The organism is Desmospora activa DSM 45169 (assembly GCF_003046315.1).
Taxonomy (GTDB): domain Bacteria; phylum Bacillota; class Bacilli; order Thermoactinomycetales; family DSM-45169; genus Desmospora; species Desmospora activa.
On record NZ_PZZP01000001.1, the window covers coordinates 1,189,000 to 1,207,001 of the forward strand.

Below are 18,002 nucleotides of genomic sequence, written 5' to 3' on the forward strand. Positions count from 1 at the left end.
TGAAGCAGAGACATCACCGTAAATCCTACGAAAGACCTACCTGCATGCGCAGGAAGGTCTATTTTTTTGTCGTCCTCTGTAGTTATTGATGGCTTGTTCAACCTTTTGTATACTTAACCCCGTCAAGGTTTATCCGAAGCGTTCGTGGACAACGGAGAGGAGAATCCGACGGGAGAGGGTGATGAATATCTGGAAACTGCCGGGAGAAGGGCGTCTATTTCGCGCAACCGTTATTGTCGTTACATCCTTCGCTCTGGCTTTTTCCCTCTGGCCTGCTGAGTTGTCCTTTGCCAACAAGGAAGATGACTTGAACAAACAGTTGGATGACATCAAAGACAAACGTGGCGAGACGGAAAAAGGGATTCAAGAGCTGCAGAAAGAGATTGAGGAGAAGAAAAGTGTCTTGTCCGAGCTGGAGCAGAAAGCGGATAAAACGCTGCAAGAATTGGACAAAGCGGAAGAAGATCTGGAAAAAGCGCAGGAAACATTGGAGAAATACAACGGCCAGTTTAAAAACAGTGTTCGCAATATGTACTGGTATGGGGACACGCGCATGGAAAAGTTATTGGCCGCAAAATCCCTCAATGAGTTTTTAACCCGGTTGGAGTTTATGCGCTTGCTGGTGAAGCGCGACTATGACGTAGTAAGTAAGTACTACAAAGAAAAAGAAAAGGTACAAAAAGAGCGGGATAAGATCAAAAAACTAAGTGATAAGCAGAAGAAAGAAGCGGCTAAGGCAAAGAAGGTCTATGATGAACTGGTAACTGAGATGAAAAAAAATGAGAGCGCCTTGGCCCAGCTGGACAACCAAGAGAAGATCACCAAACAGGAGCTGGCGGAGCTCAGACTGGACCACATTCGAGCAGGAAACTTTGCTTACACCGGTCCGTTGCGTTACCCGGTCAACGGGCGTATCACTTCTCCCTATGGCTATAGAGGGAGTGAATTTCACACTGGAGTAGACTGGGCGGCGCCGGTGGGGACACCGATGTACTCCGCCGCCGACGGTAAGGTGGTTCGTAGCCAAACCTGTGGCTGTGGATACGGCTACTACATTATGATCGACCACGGTGGTGGCATCTTCACTCTGTACGCTCATATGTGGGCCTCTTCTGTCCGCGTCCGTACGGGTGATGTGGTACGGAAGGGTCAACAGATTGCCGCTGTCGGCAACAACGGCCGTTCCACCGGCCCCCACTTGCACTTTGAAGTACATCGAGGCATACAAAATCACGTCAATCCCATGGGCTACTTTGGCGGATAGCGTAAAAAACCCATCATCAACTTTTGTTGATGATGGGTTTTTTTGTGGTGCCTGACATGGGCATGTTCTTTATGGTGAAGGTGTAGCTGCTAGCGGTAAGGGTGTCCACGGCGCTGGAAAGATTGTCAGTGGGAAACCTCCGGCCCCAGGAACAGAAACATCATATGAAGCCATGCTTATTTGCAAGATGATACTTTTAGTCTTTACATACTATCCGGGGGTATAGTATATTAAATCTGATGACATACCCGCCATGGGTATATGAGAGAAGGAAATCTTATGAATCAGGTTACATTAAATGTTATAGGCATGTCCTGTGGTCATTGCGTCCATGCTGTAGAAGGTGCCATGCAGCGAATTGGGGTGGAAGGAAAGGTCGATTTGGAAGCGGGGACGGTTCAGGTCGTTTTTGATGAGCGTAGTGTAACACTGGAACAGGTAAAAGAAGCGATTGAAAGTCAAGGTTACGACATCGTTTGAAAAATTGGCCGCTGCGAGCGGTTGTCCTTATTGTAGGGAGAGAGGGGCATGCTTAACAATGACTAGATGGATCGGTTCATGGCATGCAAGTCAAACCAAATTTGATACTCGATTTTTTGATTTTACATTTCCTCAAGTCTCATTTGAGAATCAAACGTTGCGGATGGTTGTACATCCACATGCCCCCGGTTCAATATTGCGTTTAAAGTTTTCCAACCGATATGGTGTGGAGCCATTAACCATTGGTAAAGTAACAGTTGCCCGTCATCTGCATGATGGAAAAATCAATACACAAACAGATGGTGATGTAACTTTTCAGGGGGAATCAAGCGTTACCATTCCGGTAGGTGAAGAGATATATAGTGATCCTGTCTCATTTAAAGTAAATGCACAATCTGATTTGGCTGTAAGTATGTATCTCCCTTCTTACACTAAGACCTCTACTTGGCACTTTACACCCGCACGTTCAACTTACGTTGCAACTGGTGATCATACAAAAGAGAGTGATACCACTCATTTCAACACAATTATTGATTCTTATTATTGGTTAACCGGTCTAGATGTGATGACAGAAGCAGAACATTCATGTGTGATTGTTGCGATCGGTGATTCCATTACGGAGGGTTTTTCTTCAACTTTAAATGCCAACCATCGCTGGCCTGATTTCTTGCGGGATCGGGTTTATCAGGAATATCCTAAGCTTAATTGTTCCGTTCTCAATGCAGGTATTACGGGCAATCTAATCTCAATCGATGTAGCGGATGTAGAAGGTGGTGCTGATCTTGGTTTAGCCAATGCGGGTGAAAAGACACCGATTCGTTTACATTGGGATGTGTTTTCTCAAACTGGAGTGACAGACGTCATCTTGTTACAGGGCATTAATGATATTTTCGGAAACGCCGATGCGGATCAGATCATTGCGAGTATGAAAGAAGTGGCTACAAAGGTGCAGCAGCGAAACTTACGAATCTTTATCGGTACAATTACTCCATTTGCTCATTCAGACTACTATTCAGAAGACAAGGAAGCGATTAGACAAAAGGTTAACCAATGGATTCGCTCGAATGAAATCGTTGATGGGATCATTGATTTCGATCAAGCGTTGGCTAATCCACAAACGCCCAATAAAATCCATCCAGCATATGATTCTGGTGATCATCTTCATCCAAATGATGAAGGCTTTAAAGCATTTGCTTATGCGGTTCCGCTATCGTTATTTTTTAAAGGAGAGGACGAATGAGAAGGGAGAGCATAGCGTGGGATTGAAAAAGTACCTAGCCAGTCAATCTCGAAAACCCACAGGCATCATTGGTAAGTTAATGGGGAGATTGATGAACAAAAGTAATACGCGAATGAACGAAACGACAATTCAATGTCTTGGTATTGATGAACAGGACTATGTGCTGGAAATCGGCTTCGGAAATGGAAAGTTTATTGCTGAAATCGTAGAAAATGTGAAGGGAACTCATGTGTTCGGGTTAGATTTTTCCGAAGCGATGGTGCAATCTGCAATCAAACGCAACCAAGCTTTCATCGAGCAGGGGCGAGTTTGTATTGAACAAGGGAATATCGAAAAAATTCCTTTTGACAATGAGATGTTCGATAAAATTTTTACAGTAAACACGATTTACTTTTGGTCGAATCCACATCAATCACTACGAGAAATGAAGCGGGTGCTCAAGCCTGGGGGCAAGTTGGCCATCGGATTTCGTTCTAAAGCCATCATGTCGCAATGGGCTTCTGAGGAGTATGATTTTTCTTTGTATACTCCAGAAGTTGACGAAGTCGAAAGCTTACTAAAAGAAACAGGTTATTCAAATATCAGCATCGAACAATTTAGGGAGAAATCAATGGAATATTATTGCGCCGTTGCGAAGCATTGAGGTGCAAATTATTTAGAGCACGGTTCTAAGCTTTAAAATTACAATGAAGGTGTAGGATGGAAAAATGAAAAACCAAAATCGACGTTTACTCCCTCTTACCACTTTTTAAGTGGGGTTTATATAGAATACCCCGGTGATGTATATGTTGATCATGAATTTGTTGATTTGATCGATCTGTATTATTCCTCATGAAATATAAGGAATGATAAAAGTGTTTTTTTGCCCTTGACCTTTATATACCCATACGGGGTATAATGAGTTCGGATGGTTCTCGGAAGGAGGCACAAGGATGAGTCAGACCGAAACGAAGAACGAAGTAGTGGAAGCAAAGGGACCGGAATGTTGTGATACCAAAACAGGGCAGGTTCCTGACCCGTTGAAGACCAATCTGGTTCACCGAATGAATCGAATAGAAGGGCAAGTGAAAGGCATTCGGAACATGATTGAACGTGATGTATACTGTGATGACATTCTCAACCAAATGTCGGCGGTACAGTCTGCTCTTCATTCCGTATCTCGGTTGTTGTTGGAGAGTCACATCAATACCTGTGTGCTCGATCGGCTCAAACAAGAGGATCCGGATATTACGGAAGAGTTCATGAAAACCGTATCAAAACTGATGAAATGAGAAATAATCGAGTATCGAGGTTATTAAGTCGTTTCGTTCACACATATCGTGCTTTTATGGCACGATTTCTTCATCGCTCTCATATACCCCCACCCTGTATAACGGAAGGAGTTGACCATGGTGAATACATCCAAACAGTCGATTATCAATGTTGAGGGAATGACGTGTGCTGCTTGTGCAGTTCGCATCGAAAAGGGGTTAAAGAAAGTGGAGGGGGTCTTAGACGCCAACGTTAATTTGGCGTCGGAAAAAGCGAAGGTCACATACGACCCGGACCAGGTTTCGATGGCTGAAGTGGAGAGAAAAATCGACTCTCTCGGTTACCGAGTCCCCCGGGAAAAAGTGGATCTTGAAATTACAGGCATGACCTGTGCAGTATGCGCTACCCGTATTGAAAAAGGATTGAACAAACTGGAAGGGGTGACAGATGCTCGCGTCAATTTGGCGTTGGAAACGGCTACGGTTAAATATTCTCCTCACCAAATCGCGGTGAAGGACATCTTGGACAGAGTGGAAGCGATCGGATACAAGGCTACACCAAAAGGGGATCGTACCCAAAACCCGACGGACCAGCGGCGGGAAGCGGATAGCCAGAAAGGGAAGCTGTTTTTTGCGATCTTGTTGTCAGCACCGCTTCTGTGGACGATGGTTAGCCATTTTGAATGGACTTCGTTCATCTGGTTGCCGGACCTGTTTATGAACCCCTGGGTGCAATTGGCCTTGGCTACACCGGTACAGTTCGTAGTCGGAAAGCAGTTTTATGTGGGAGCGTTCAAAGCTTTGCGCAATGGTAGTGCCAACATGGACGTGTTGGTGGCCTTAGGGACATCAGCCGCTTACTTCTACAGTGTCTATCTGTCCCTGCGTTCCCTGGTGGTCCCCTCGGAAGGGATGGCGGAACTCTATTTTGAGACCAGCGCCATTTTGATTACCTTGATTCTGCTGGGGAAATGGTTTGAAGCTCGGGCTAAAGGCCGTTCATCGGAAGCGATTAAGAAGTTGATGGGTTTGCAGGCGAAAAACGCGACGGTGATTCGGGACGGCCAGGAGCGGACTGTTCCCGTGGAAGAGGTTCGAGTTGGTGACCTTGTACTAGTAAAACCGGGAGAAAAAGTGCCGGTGGACGGAGAGGTGGTGGAAGGACGCTCGGCAGTGGATGAATCGATGTTGACCGGGGAGAGTATTCCCGTCGATAAAGCGGCAGGGGATACGGTAACCGGTGCCACTCTCAATAAGAACGGTTCCCTTCGCATTCGGGCGACCAAGGTGGGTCGGGATACGGTGCTCGCCCAGATCATTCAAGTCGTGGAGGAAGCGCAAGGTTCCAAAGCCCCGATTCAGCGGATGGCTGACAAAGTCTCCGGTATTTTTGTACCCATCGTGGTCGGAATCGCATTTGTCACGTTTTTGATCTGGTATTTGGCGGTTGCTCCGGGAGATGTTGCGGCGGCCCTCGAGAACATGATCGCCGTTCTGGTGATCGCATGCCCATGCGCCTTGGGGCTGGCGACACCGACGTCGATTATGGCTGGATCCGGGCGCTCCGCTGAAGCGGGTATTCTGTTCAAAAGCGGCGAGCATCTGGAATCGGCTCATCGAATCGATACGGTTGTGCTGGATAAGACAGGTACCGTTACCACAGGGGAGCCTGAATTGACCGATGTCGTGTCGTATCAGACCGATGAAAATGCGTTCCTGCAGCTGGTAGGCGCGGCAGAAAAGGAGTCGGAGCATCCCTTGGCCCAAGCCATTGTGGAGGGAATCCGGGAAAAAGGATTGCCCTTGGCCGACGCCGATCGATTTGAAGCGATCCCAGGATACGGCATCCGAGCCGATGTGAATGGACGTGCGGTGTTGATCGGAACGCGACGCCTGCTGACGGAACATCAAATCGCGATAGACAACGCGCTTGCATCGATGGAACGACTGGAGAGCGAAGGGAAAACCGCGATGTTAGTGGCGGTGGATGGGATGTTAGCCGGGATTGTTGCCGTAGCGGACACGATGAAGGATACCTCCAAAGAAGCGGTAGCGCGATTGAAAGCGATCGGGTTGCGGGTGATTATGGTTACCGGTGACAACGAACGGACGGCAAAATCGGTCGCCAAACAAGCGGGTATCGATCACGTCATCGCCGAAGTGCTGCCAGAAGGGAAAGTAAATGAAATCAAACGGTTGCAAGCGGAAGGGCACAAAGTGGCGATGGTGGGCGATGGGATCAACGATGCACCGGCTCTTGTCGCGGCGGATATTGGGATGGCGATCGGGACCGGGACGGACGTGGCGGTGGAAGCGGCAGACATCACGTTGATGCGCGGGGATTTGAATAGCATTGCTGACGCCTTCCAGATGAGCAAGCGCACGATTCGCAACATCAAACAAAATCTGTTTTGGGCTTTTTCCTATAACACCATGGGCATTCCCATTGCGGCTGCCGGTTTTCTCGCTCCGTGGTTGGCGGGGGCTGCCATGGCTTTCAGTTCCGTCTCCGTGGTACTGAACGCTTTGCGTCTGCAACGGGTGAAACTGTAAGGAAAGGAAGTGAAAGAAATGAACATGACAACGAAATGGATGATTGCTGGGGTGTTGTATCTCGGTTTGGTCATCGGTGGGTACTATAGTTATGTCGCTGTGACCGGAGCACCTGATCCTGTTCATGAAAATCACGGCTCTGCACAAGAGGACACCAAGGATCACGGCGGACATGAGCATCACGATATGACGGCGGGAGAGAGCGAAGTGTCCCCATCCATAACCGCCGAAGGTAACGAGTTGACTATCACGTTGAAAGACAAAGAGGGAAATCCGTTGTCAGAGAAGGATCTGGAAGTAAACCATGAACGCCTTCTTCATTTGATCGTTGTCAGCCAAGATCTGCAACAATATGAACATCTGCATCCCCGATTGGTGAAAAACGGTGTGTTTGAAGTAAAGGCTTCCTTGCCAGCGGGTTCCTACCAAGCGTTTGTCGATATTAAACCAAAACAGCTTGCCTATGAAGTGGAGCCCCTATCCTTTCAAGTGGGTGAAAAAAAGGGAAAACACGCGGATTTAAAACCGGATGACGACTTTACCCAGACCGTTCGCGAAACGACCGTTACGATGAGGCCGACGTCTTTGCAAGCCGGCAAACCGGTTACCCTCAATTTCTCGTTGCAAGGTGGAAAGCCGGAGCCGTATTTGGGGGCGCTGGGTCACGTGGTAATTCTGGACGAAGGGGCGGAGAAGTTTATCCACGTCCATCCGGTATCCGATGAAGAGACACGGTTCACCACAACATTTGAGCAACCGGGCATTTATAAAATCTGGGGAGAGTTTAAAGTCGACGGTGAGGTGAAGGTATATCCCTTTGTGGTGGAAGTGAAGTAGAGATTGGGGGAGGAAGGGATGGATGGAGTTAGAGGACGTACGCAAACATGTGCTGATTTGCAATGGAAGCACGTGTCTGAAGAACGGTGGAAAAGAAGTGGCACAAGCGATCCGGGCTGAAATTAAAAATCAAGCGATTGATGACATTCATACCACCTTGACTCGATGCAACGGTCGGTGCATCGATGCTTGTACGGTCATCACCTATCCCGACGGAATTTGGTACAAAAAGATGACCCCACAGTGGGGAGCACAATTAATCCGCTGTCTGAAGAAAGGGGAATCCCTTTCTGTCTCCGTAGCCTACTCATATGACGGAGAGCGGTTTACGGGTTGGGAAGCGATGGCGGACCAAGAAATTGTGTCTTCAATTACTCCTGCGGAAATGCAAGAGGAAAAGGTTGATCTCTCCTCTTCTGATAAGCACAAATAGGTACTTCTAATGAAAGAAAGCCCATCAGAAATGGGCTTTTTCTTATTCATGTCCACCGTGACCGCCGCCGTCTTCGGGGGTGATCTCCAACATCTGGTCAATCATTCCTTGTGTAGTGAAGGGGATCGTTTTTTCGGAACCGATGACATATGCGTGATTGTACGGCCCGACGGTGGGATCATCCTCAAATGTAGGTTGTAGGCTCATCAGATATTGGTGTATTGGTTCAGACAGGGCTTCTTTATCCAACAGAAGCATGGGAGCGTGTTTGCCCATGTGGGAGAAGGGTGCGCTTGCGATCGCTGCATCCACGTTGTCTGTACGGTTAAAGGTTAGGCCGTGGCCGGGATCGGTTACCCCCCAGCCGAATTTGGTGGACTTGTCCTTGTATTTGGCGAAGGCGATGGCGTTTGCTTCTGGCGTTTTACCGCTGATGCGTGTAACCTCGCCGTATTGACCCAGTTCTTTTTCTACTGAAGCGGAGACGGCGGATTTCGGACCAAGGATGTAGATATTGGCTTTGTTTTCCCGTTTTTGCAGTGCATCGATGGTCTCTGTGGGAATATTATTTTTACCGACATACAGGAGCGGCTCCGGCATATGGGCGATCCAGTTGGCTGCGGGCAGGGTGTATTCCGGTGTGTTCATGGAACCGACGATTACGCTCTGTGGAAGGTTACCGCTTACCTTGGCATAATAAGCATCCAGCTTGGCTGAGGTGTCCGCAGGGTTTTCTCCCTCCACGGTATCTACCTTCAATCCTTCGTCCTTCAGCTGAGTACGGACATTGTCTGAGAAGTCACCGATCAATATGACCTGGATCTCTTGGTTCATTTTGCTTCCCTTGGGGTTGAGCCGCTTCAGCTCGTTCATGGTCTCTTCAGGGATGCTGTTTTTCTCCGCATACAGCAACGGGCCGTCGTTGGGATGGTGGACGAGGGTGACTGCAGGGAGGGTGGTTTTCCAATCGTTCGTCATCCCGAGCAGCACCGTACCCGGTTGGTTACCCTTATGAGAAGCGGGCCAGATTATCTGAGACGTTTCCACGGCAACTTTAACCGGGTCGTCTTGACCGACACGTGTAATATTCTTGGTGTCCATCGTCAGGCGGTTTTGGTCACCGTTTTGGTTTGCTTTTTGGTCCATCATCGACATGTCAGCGGACCCTTCTTTTTTCTGGTTCGTGTCTTCATGATCCATGTTTTCATGGTTTTCATGATTTTGGTTTTCGTTGTCTGTACCGTTGGAGCATCCGCTGAAAAAGATAGCGAACACCAAGACACTTCCGATGGCGGTACACACTCGTTTTTTCATCATGGTTTGCCTCACTCCTATCGGTGATAGGAATATGGTAACCGTCACTTGTGAGGAAGTGATGAAGAAAGCGTGGGAATCAAAAAAACTCATTTTTGGCTTGGCAGATAGACTTGGATAGACGTCCCCGTATCAGGTGTGCTTTTAATCCGGATGGTGCCTTCGTGGGATTCCACTAATTTTTTTACGATGGTTAGTCCGATTCCGCTGCCGCCGGATTGTCGGTTGCGCGAACGATCCACCCGATAAAATCTTTCAAAGATTTTCTGAAGTTCTGCTTGGGGAATCCCTTCCCCGGTGTCTTGGACGGTTAGGACCGCTTCTTCCTCCTGCTGCTCGGTTTGAACTGTAACCACTCCACCATGGGGAGTAGATTTAAGAGCGTTAGACAGTAGGTTTACCAGCACTTGGATTAACCGGCGGCGATCTACGAAAGCATATACCGGACCCGAGTTCTCCGTTTGCAAGCTAACGCCTTTGCGGTTAAAAGAAGTGCGCATATTGACGAGTGTATGCTCCACGATTTTTGAGAGGTCTTCCTCTTTTCGTTCCAGCTCAAATTCCGGTGATTCAAGCAAGGTTAATTGCTGCATGTCCCCTACGAGACCAATCAGGCGATCGATTTCAGCCGTGACGGCTTGGAGCCGTTTGGGAGTGGGTTCCCAAATTCCGTCTTCAAAAGCCTCCATGTGACTCTTTAGTGTGGCGAGGGGTGTGCGGAGTTCATGAGCGACATCGGAGGTCATCTGCTTGCGCAGGTTTTCCTGACGCTGTAATTCTTCGGTTAGGTGATTCAGGGCTTGTCCCAGTTCCGCTATTTCATCCCGTCCATGGATAGGAACACGGGATTGTAAGTTCCCTTTAGTAATATCTTCGGCTCTTTTCCTCATGAGCACCAATGGAGCGGTAATCCGCCGAGCGACGAACCAACTGAGGACGATTGCCAGTACCACGGCTCCCAGCGCTGTCCACAAAGTGGACTGGATTAACGCTAGCTCAAAATGATAATTAAGCCCGGCAATATACCCGGTGTCCGGGTACTCCTCTTGATAGATCAAAAAATGATAGTGGGTTACAACAATAAAGATAAAGCTTGCTACCAGCACGATTCCGGCTGCAACCCCAATAAACGCCCAAGTCAGGCGGTATCGTAGCGTTTTATTCATGATTTTTCACCATCAAACCGGTATCCGAAGCCAAATACCGTTTTGAAATAAAGCGGATTTTTCGGATCAGATTCCACCTTGTTCCGCAAGTTTTTCATATGTTGGTCGATGGTTCGGGTGTCTCCGGAGTAATCAAAACCAAAAAGTTTTTCAACCAGTTCTTCGCGGGAAAAGGAGCGCTTCGGGTTGCGGGCCAGGATTTGGACGAGCCGATATTCGATGGGGGTCAGATGAATGGGATCACCCTGCTTGTAAACGGTTTTTGCTCCGGTATCCACGATTAACTCTCCGTCTTGGAAAGAAATGCGTTCCGCGAGCAGATCCTCCCCGGACCGACGCAGGATGGCTTGGACTCGGGCGACGATTTCCCTGGGGCTAAAAGGTTTGATCACATAATCGTCTGCTCCAATCGAAAGCCCTTCGATCCGGTGTTGTTCCTCTACCTTAGCCGTCAACATCAGAATCGGGACTGCAGACTGCCGCCGAATTTCCTGGCAAACCTCTTCGCCGGAGCGGTCGGGGAGCATCAGGTCTAATATGACGAGATCGACCGATTGGTTACGTTGGGCTTCTATGGCTTCCTTCCCCGTTGCTGCTTCCAGCGTCTGATATCCCGCATGGGACAGATAGGAAGCGAGGACTTCCCGGATTTTTTCTTCATCATCCACGATCAGGATGGTTTTCAATTGATTCACCACATCTCTAAAAATGATTCCACCTATATACTATACCTCGTGATAAAAACGACAACCTATCCACCCTATTGGATCTGTTCGGCTAGCGATTCTATCCGAAGACGGTGCCCCGCTTCTACTTGATTTTTTGGCAACTGTGGCGAGTTTGTGCCTGTTTAACGTTATGGCAACGGGGTTTGAGCGGTCTGTGTTAAGATAATAATGGTGTATCAGGACGGTTGTTGGAAGGGGGTCCCCATATGGGACGTTTTTTACGTGGTATCGCTGTTGTCGGTGTACTCGGCACATTTTTGATTTTGATTCAAGGGGCATTGGTGACCAAAACCGGCTCCGGGCAAGGGTGCGGAAATACTTGGCCCTTTTGTCACGGCGAAGTGTTTCCCAGCTATCATACGTTGGAGTTGTGGATTGAATATAGCCATCGCATCGTTTCCGGTTTGGTCGGTCTGATCGTCGTCATCGCCTCAGCCTGGGCGTGGTCGACCTATCGTCAAAACAGCGCGGTTAAGTTTTTGGCCTTCTTCAGTGTATTTTTTATTGTGCTGCAAGGATTATTGGGTGCGGCCGCTGTCGTCTGGGGGCAAAATGAAGCCGTCATGGCCCTTCATTTCGGCTTTTCGTTGCTCTCTTTCGCCAGTATTGCCTTATTGGCGGTTCTGCTGTTTCAACTGGGCCGAGCGGATCAACCCCACCTGCAACAGCGGCCCCGTGTCTCCCAGCGGATGAAGTGGGGGTTGTACGGACTGGCGGTCTATACGTATGTGGTGGTGTATACCGGAGCCTATGTCCGTCATACCGGTTCCAGCCTCGGCTGCTCCAGCTGGCCTCTCTGTGACGGGGTTTGGTTTCCGGATTTAACGACACAAGCAGGTATTCAGCTAACCCATCGTCTGTTTGCTGGAATGTTGTTAGTGTTTACCATATGGTTGTTTATGGTGGTACGAAAGCATTATGCCAACTATCCGGATTTGGTCAAGGCGTCTCAACTTTGTCTCGTGTTGACGCTGCTGCAAGTAGTGAGCGGAGGATTGGTAGTCTTGTCCCAGTTGCAATTGGTGATTGCCTTGGTGCATACAACCTTGATTGCTGCCTATTTTGCATCCCTCTGCTATCTCTGTCTACAGGTGGGATTGCCTTGGAAGAAAGATGAAAAGAATCGCTCGGTACAGACGGATCAACCGCTTTCCCAGTAGGGCTTGGTCAGTGTCAAGTGAAACTGAAAGAAACGTACCAAGCAGAGGTGGCTTACGAGGATGCCCCCGCATGCCTGTTCAGTGGCGAAGTCAGCTACCATGAGTTGTAGTCTGGCCTTTATGTATACGATCGATCGACAGGTCTTGGACGAAAAACCGCTCCGAATGGTGAGCGGTTTTTCACTTTTTATTACCGTGAAAAAGGTTACCCATGATAGTCCAAGCTAGAAAGTGAATAAAATCCACTTGACTAACATGTTGAATAACCAGACAATTAGTATTAGACGTTCTCAAGGGGGTAGGTCAAATTGTCCAGAAAGAATTTTTATCACCTTACGATTATTCTTTCGATTTTGGCACTTGCGCTCGCTGGATGTGGAAGCGCTCCGGATGGTGGCGCCAACGAAAACGGTGAGAGTGGAGATGTCCGCATCACGATTGGAACCGGTGGCAACAGTGGCACATACTATCCGCTCGGCACAGCAATGGCGCAAAAGATCTTCAGCAATGTGGAAGGGGTTAGCCAAGCCCGTGGGGTGACGACCGGCGCTTCGGTTGCCAACATCCAGGAGCTGGCGCAAGGAAAATATCAGATGGCGTTTGTACAGAACGATATCGCTTATTTTGCAGCCCACGGTGAAACCGTAAGCGATTTTGACGGGAAGCCGGTAGAAAACATCGCCGGTATGGCAACTCTCTATCCGGAAGATATTCAAGTGGTGACGCGTAAGGACAGCGGTTTGGAAAGCTTGGAGGATCTAAAAGGTAAAAAAGTGGCGGTAGGTGACCAGGGAAGCGGTGCCGAAGCAAACGCCAAGCAGGTGCTGGAAGCCGCCGGAATCACATACGATGATGTCGAGGTCAACTATCTCGGTTTTGGTGATGCAGCCCAAGGGTTGCAAAACGGTACTCTTGATGCCGCGTTTATTACGGCAGGGGCACCGACCAGTGCCATCCAGGAGCTGGGGGCCACACAAAAGGTACATGTGTTGTCCATTCCGGATGATGTGATCAAAGAATTGACGGAAAAGTATCCGTATTATACGGAACAGACCATCTCCGCCGACACATATAAAGACCAGGGTCAGGAAGAAGAGATTAAAACCGTCTCCGTCATGGCGATGTTGATCGTAGACAATGAGCTTTCAGAAGACCTCGTTTACAATTTGACTAAGGCGATGTTTGAAGGGAAAGAAGCACTGGAAGCCGCACATGCACGCGGAGCGGACATCACGTTGGAATCCGCTTTAGACGGGATGTCGATCGACCTGCACCCCGGGGCGAAAAAATATTTCGATGAGCAGGGTATCTCAACGGAATAATGCGGTTGCGCCCCTTTAACAAGGCGTTGCGTTTTCGCAATGCCTTTTCTTTCATGATTGGAGTCGTGTTGCTCGTGTGGGTGGGGGTTGTTCTAAGTCAACCGATCTTTGTGCTCCGCATTGCTGATGAAGCGGGAAATACACTACTAGTTCAACGCGTCGAAAGTGGGACGGCTTTTAGCCACCGCTATATTCATTCCGTCGCCAAATGTCCGATTATCGAAAAGTTTGAGGTAGATGATCAATATCGCATGGTATTGATGGAGAGTTGGAACTGTAACTTCGGGGCGGGGATTGCGACAGAGCCTCCCCCTGGAGCGGTGGACCGGTTGGTGGATGGATACTATGTAATTGAAAATATCCGTCAAGTGATGCCGGAACTGGCTTTTCATCCGGTTACATTTACTGAAGATAAACTAAGCGTGGACCAACGGAGTTGGAATCTCTCTCAGCCGCCTTTTGTGGGTGAGACCATCACCCTGACCGTTGAACAGACAAGGGTTTGGCACTATTGGTGGGAGAGGTTCGGTCTATCGTAAGCAAGCAGTCGTAAAGGAGGTTCGTCATGCAGCAGCAAACAACCGTTACAAATGAAGAAATGAATCGTAAAATCGGTGAGTTGGAAGGAAGCGATCGCGTCCTCAGCGGATGGATGGCATTACTGGTGTTGATGGTGGCTGTTGGGATGTCATTGTTTCATCTCTACACCGCAGGAATCGATATGCTTCCGCGGATGGAACAAAACGCTATGCATCTTGCCTTTGCGTTGATGTTGACGTTTTTGATTTTCCCCATCCGTAAGAAGATGGGACAAAGGGTGATTCCATGGTATGATTTTTTGCTGGCGGCGCTCGGGGGAGCATCCGGCATCTATATTCTCTCTATCTCTGCTGATATTTTGGCCCGTGTTGCCAATCCTTCCCTGCTGGATACAGTGATGGCGACCGTCACTGTATTGCTCGTGCTGGAGGCGACCCGCCGGGTGGTGGGTAAACCGCTTGTTATTCTGGCCTTTTTGTTTATGTTGTATGCTTGGCTGGGGGATAAAACAGTGCCATCCTTTCTCGGAGGAAATTATATCCTTCCAGATACCATTAACCATTTTGGCTTTTCATGGACAGGAATTTTTGAGTTTATGTATCTGTCCAATGAGGGGATCTTTGGCACCCCGATTACCGTCTCCGCCAGCTATGTGTTTATTTTTGTGCTGTTTGGTGCTTTTCTTGAAGTGACGGGTGCAGGACGGATGTTTATCGATTTGGCGATGTCATTGGTGGGTTCTTTCAAAGGGGGACCCGCGAAGGCGGCGGTTGTCTCCTCCGGGCTGATGGGGTCGATTTCCGGTAGTTCGGTGGCCAATGCGGTGACAACGGGAACCTTTACGATTCCACTGATGAAAAAAACCGGTTTTCGCCCGCATGTGGCAGGTGGCATTGAAGTGGCAGCTTCCTCCAGCGGACAACTGTTACCGCCGGTGATGGGGGCAGCCGCCTTTATCATGGCGGATTTTACTGGGATTCCATATTTGGAGATTGCAAAAGCGGCGGCGATTCCGGCGTTGTTGAGCTATACTGCCATCTTGTTTATGGTGCATCTGGAAGCCCGCAAATTTAATATCCAAGGCTTGCCTCGAACAGAATTGACACCAGCTTGGAAGATCCTCGCCACCCGTGGTTATCTGATGTTGCCGGTGTTTGCCTTGATCACGTTGTTGGTGTTGCGTTTGACGCCGATTTTAGCTTCTTTTATGGCGATTGTCGGTGCGTTGACGATCGCATTGTTCTCTTATCGGATGCAACGCCGTTTTGGCGCCGGTTTTTTGGTGTCGCTGCTCTTTATTGGAGGCGCTTATGCAATGCACCTCCTGTTTGGTTTAAATGAATATGTGACACTGGTATCCGCAGGTAGTTTACTATTTGCTTTGATCTGGTATCTGCTTGGTAAAAAGATCCCTGGGGAAAAACAGACTGCCTTTGGTTGGCGGGAGTTTGTGGCGGCGCTGGAATTGGGTGCCCGTAATTCTCTTAGTGTGGTTACCGCTTGTGCAACCGCAGGAATTTTGACCGGGGTGGTAACCATGACTGGGTTGGGGCCGATATTGTCGGGGATGATTCTGGATTTGGCCAATAATCAGTTGCTGTTGGTGCTCTTATTTACGATGTTTGCCTGTATTATTATGGGTATGGGGTTACCGACCACAGCCACCTATATTGTGTTGGCGGCAGTGATGGCCCCGGCGTTGGTGCAAGTGGGAATCCCGTTGTTGGCCGCCCATCTATTTGTTTTCTACTACGGCATATTGGCGGATGATACCCCACCGATCAATTTGCCCGCTTATGCAACCGCCGGGATCGCACAAGCCAATCCAGTTCAAACCGGTGTCCAAGGCTTTAAATTTGACATGGGTGCCCTTCTGTTGCCCTTTGCCTTTGCGTTAAATCCCATTTTGATTTTACAGGCGGATGGTGTCACGTTTGCTCAGACGGCGTGGGCGATTACAACCGCCTTTATCGGGATTATTGTCTGGTCCAGTTTTATTCAAGGATATCTGATATCAAAGTATGGATGGCTGGAACGCATCTTGGCAGTGGCTAGCGCTGTCGTATTGATTAACCAAGCGCTATGGACGGATCTAGCAGGAATCGGATTGTTAGTGGTGATCATTTTGGTACAGTGGTTGAAAAACCGCAAGCGTGAGTTAAAGATTGCCGCCTAAAGGATATGGCAAGGGTCGTTCCGCTCAGGAGCGGCCCTTGCTGTTTTTAAGATCGGTGCCTATAATAAAAAGAACAGGTGAGGCTAATACCTGGAGACGATTACAATCACATACGGTCAATCCTTCGGGGCTGGGTGAAAATCCCGACCGGCGGTGATGGAAACTTTTGTTTCCTCAGTCCGTGACCCGCGTTAAGCGGTTGATCCGGTGTTAGTCCGGAACCGACAGTGAAAGTCTGGATGGGAGAAGGATGGACGGGATGGCACGCTATCTGCACCAATAATAGGGATTTTATGACAAAAACCCTTTTTTTCCTGTTGCATTGATGGCTTTTTCAACATGTGCTTCCGGTTCATAGATGGAAAGCCCTGACGATGGTCAGGGCTTTTTTGGATTGACAAGGGAAGGAGGAACTGGATGGATCGAGGTGTACAAGGCGTTGATGAACACTGGATGCGTCTAGCTCTGAATTTAGCCAAAGCAGCTCAGGGACAGACATCCCCCAATCCGCTGGTGGGGGCGGTGGTGGTGAAGGATGGGCGCTTGTTGGGAAGTGGGGCTCATTTGAAAGCGGGTACTCCCCACGCCGAGGTACATGCCCTCAATATGGCTTCAGAGGAAACAGTGGGAAGTACACTCTATGTAACCTTGGAGCCTTGTAATCATACCGGACGTACCCCTCCTTGTACGGAGAGAGTGATTGCCGCTGGCATCCATAAAGTGGTAATCGGAAGTCTAGACCCAGATCGACGCGTATCCGGGGAAGGGGTCAAACGGTTGCAGGAAGCCGGGATCGAAGTGGTAACCGGGGTGTTGCAAGCGGATTGCTTGCGGATCAACGAGGCTTATTTTCACCACCGCCGTACCGGGTACCCCTTTGTCACGCTAAAAGCAGCGATCACACTGGATGGTAAAATGGCTACCGCCACCGGAGACAGCCGTTGGGTAACAGGGGAAGAAGCACGGCAAGAAGTACAACGACTCCGCCATATTCATGATGCGGTGATGGTTGGAGTCGGTACGGTGATTAAGGATCATCCACGCTTAACCGCTCGTTTGCCGGAAGGGGGGAATCATCCGATTCGCGTCATCCTGGATAGCCGCCTTTCCATGCCGCTGAATACACCAGTGACGGATACTGCTGCTACGCCAACCTGGGTATTTTGCTGTGATGAGGTGGATACTGCCAAAAAAGTGTTGTTGCAGGAGCGCGGGGTATCGGTTATTCGAACCGGTCCGGGTCCACGGGTCAACTTGGAGCGGGTATTTCAACATTTGGGTGACAATGGAATCCTGTCAGTCTTGACGGAAGCGGGGGGTGAGCTAAATGCCTCCTTGTTACAGGAAGGATGGGTAAAACGGGTGATGTTTTTTATCGCGCCTAAGCTGCTCGGGGGCAAAGAGAGTCCCACCGCCGTGGAAGGAGAGGGCTGGGAGCGAATGGAGCAGGCATGGGAACTGGATGAGCTAGAAATGCGCCCCTTTGGGCAGGATTGGTGTATAACGGGTTTGCTGCGGCAAACGCGATGGGAGGGATGA

At 49.1% G+C, this 18,002-nt stretch carries 16 protein-coding genes and 1 riboswitch; of the genes, 13 read left to right on the plus strand and 3 right to left on the minus strand.

Features of this window, described 5'->3' with window-relative positions:
- Nucleotides 1–181: 181 nt before the first annotated feature.
- From C8J48_RS05830 to C8J48_RS05865, 8 genes are all read left to right on the plus strand, one after another.
- The gene (locus tag C8J48_RS05830) at nucleotides 182–1,264 is read left to right on the plus strand and encodes a murein hydrolase activator EnvC family protein (protein ID WP_170105203.1); all 1,083 of its coding nucleotides are present in this window, start codon (nucleotides 182–184) and stop codon (nucleotides 1,262–1,264) included.
- 279 nt (nucleotides 1,265–1,543) lie between these two features.
- Nucleotides 1,544–1,744, plus strand: a complete 201-nt coding sequence (locus C8J48_RS05835) for a cation transporter (protein ID WP_107725395.1) — start codon at nucleotides 1,544–1,546, stop codon at nucleotides 1,742–1,744.
- Between the two features lie 58 nt (nucleotides 1,745–1,802).
- On the plus strand, nucleotides 1,803–2,984 hold the full coding sequence (locus C8J48_RS05840; protein ID WP_107725396.1) for an SGNH/GDSL hydrolase family protein: 1,182 nt from the start codon (nucleotides 1,803–1,805) through the stop codon (nucleotides 2,982–2,984).
- A gap of 16 nt (nucleotides 2,985–3,000) precedes the next feature.
- Nucleotides 3,001–3,627, plus strand: a complete 627-nt coding sequence (locus C8J48_RS05845) for a class I SAM-dependent methyltransferase (protein ID WP_170105205.1) — start codon at nucleotides 3,001–3,003, stop codon at nucleotides 3,625–3,627.
- A 289-nt stretch (nucleotides 3,628–3,916) separates the two neighbouring features.
- On the plus strand, nucleotides 3,917–4,255 hold the full coding sequence (locus C8J48_RS05850) for a metal-sensitive transcriptional regulator (RefSeq protein WP_107725398.1): 339 nt from the start codon (nucleotides 3,917–3,919) through the stop codon (nucleotides 4,253–4,255).
- Nucleotides 4,256–4,372: 117 nt separating this feature from the next.
- The gene (locus C8J48_RS05855; protein ID WP_107725399.1) at nucleotides 4,373–6,787 is read left to right on the plus strand and encodes a heavy metal translocating P-type ATPase; all 2,415 of its coding nucleotides are present in this window, start codon (nucleotides 4,373–4,375) and stop codon (nucleotides 6,785–6,787) included.
- A gap of 18 nt (nucleotides 6,788–6,805) precedes the next feature.
- Nucleotides 6,806–7,624, plus strand: a complete 819-nt coding sequence (locus C8J48_RS05860; protein ID WP_245891073.1) for a hypothetical protein — start codon at nucleotides 6,806–6,808, stop codon at nucleotides 7,622–7,624.
- Nucleotides 7,625–7,646: 22 nt separating this feature from the next.
- A complete protein-coding gene (locus C8J48_RS05865) occupies nucleotides 7,647–8,057 on the plus strand; it encodes a (2Fe-2S) ferredoxin domain-containing protein (RefSeq protein WP_211316592.1) in 411 nt (136 codons plus the stop codon).
- 42 nt (nucleotides 8,058–8,099) lie between these two features.
- Here C8J48_RS05865 and C8J48_RS05870 read toward each other — a convergent pair whose 3' ends face one another.
- The 3 genes from C8J48_RS05870 to C8J48_RS05880 form a co-directional block, all read right to left on the minus strand.
- Nucleotides 8,100–9,374 carry a cell wall-binding repeat-containing protein gene (locus tag C8J48_RS05870; RefSeq protein WP_107725400.1) on the minus strand — a complete coding sequence of 425 codons (1,275 nt, stop codon included), beginning with the start codon at nucleotides 9,372–9,374 and terminating at the stop codon, nucleotides 8,100–8,102.
- Between the two features lie 86 nt (nucleotides 9,375–9,460).
- Nucleotides 9,461–10,537 (minus strand): sensor histidine kinase, encoded by a 1,077-nt coding sequence (locus C8J48_RS05875; RefSeq protein ID WP_107725401.1) that lies wholly within the window; start codon nucleotides 10,535–10,537, stop codon nucleotides 9,461–9,463.
- Nucleotides 10,534–11,223, minus strand: a complete 690-nt coding sequence (locus C8J48_RS05880; protein WP_211316593.1) for a response regulator transcription factor — start codon at nucleotides 11,221–11,223, stop codon at nucleotides 10,534–10,536. Before C8J48_RS05880 ends, C8J48_RS05875 begins: the two co-directional genes overlap by 4 nt.
- A gap of 248 nt (nucleotides 11,224–11,471) precedes the next feature.
- On the opposite strand from C8J48_RS05880, the gene C8J48_RS05885 reads away from it, so the two are divergent.
- The 5 genes from C8J48_RS05885 to ribD all read left to right on the plus strand — a co-directional run bounded on the left by C8J48_RS05885 (nucleotide 11,472) and on the right by ribD (nucleotide 18,002).
- Nucleotides 11,472–12,425 (plus strand): COX15/CtaA family protein, encoded by a 954-nt coding sequence (locus C8J48_RS05885; RefSeq protein ID WP_107725402.1) that lies wholly within the window; start codon nucleotides 11,472–11,474, stop codon nucleotides 12,423–12,425.
- 308 nt (nucleotides 12,426–12,733) lie between these two features.
- Nucleotides 12,734–13,747, plus strand: a complete 1,014-nt coding sequence (locus tag C8J48_RS05890; RefSeq protein ID WP_107725403.1) for a TAXI family TRAP transporter solute-binding subunit — start codon at nucleotides 12,734–12,736, stop codon at nucleotides 13,745–13,747.
- A 5-nt stretch (nucleotides 13,748–13,752) separates the two neighbouring features.
- Nucleotides 13,753–14,286 carry a DUF1850 domain-containing protein gene (locus C8J48_RS05895; RefSeq protein WP_170105207.1) on the plus strand — a complete coding sequence of 178 codons (534 nt, stop codon included), beginning with the start codon at nucleotides 13,753–13,755 and terminating at the stop codon, nucleotides 14,284–14,286.
- Between the two features lie 26 nt (nucleotides 14,287–14,312).
- Nucleotides 14,313–16,463, plus strand: coding sequence for a TRAP transporter permease (locus C8J48_RS05900; RefSeq protein ID WP_245891074.1), 2,151 nt, complete (start codon nucleotides 14,313–14,315; stop codon nucleotides 16,461–16,463).
- A 116-nt stretch (nucleotides 16,464–16,579) separates the two neighbouring features.
- Nucleotides 16,580–16,718: riboswitch (FMN riboswitch) on the plus strand.
- Between the two features lie 162 nt (nucleotides 16,719–16,880).
- The gene (gene ribD, locus C8J48_RS05905) at nucleotides 16,881–18,002 is read left to right on the plus strand and encodes a bifunctional diaminohydroxyphosphoribosylaminopyrimidine deaminase/5-amino-6-(5-phosphoribosylamino)uracil reductase RibD (protein WP_245891075.1); all 1,122 of its coding nucleotides are present in this window, start codon (nucleotides 16,881–16,883) and stop codon (nucleotides 18,000–18,002) included.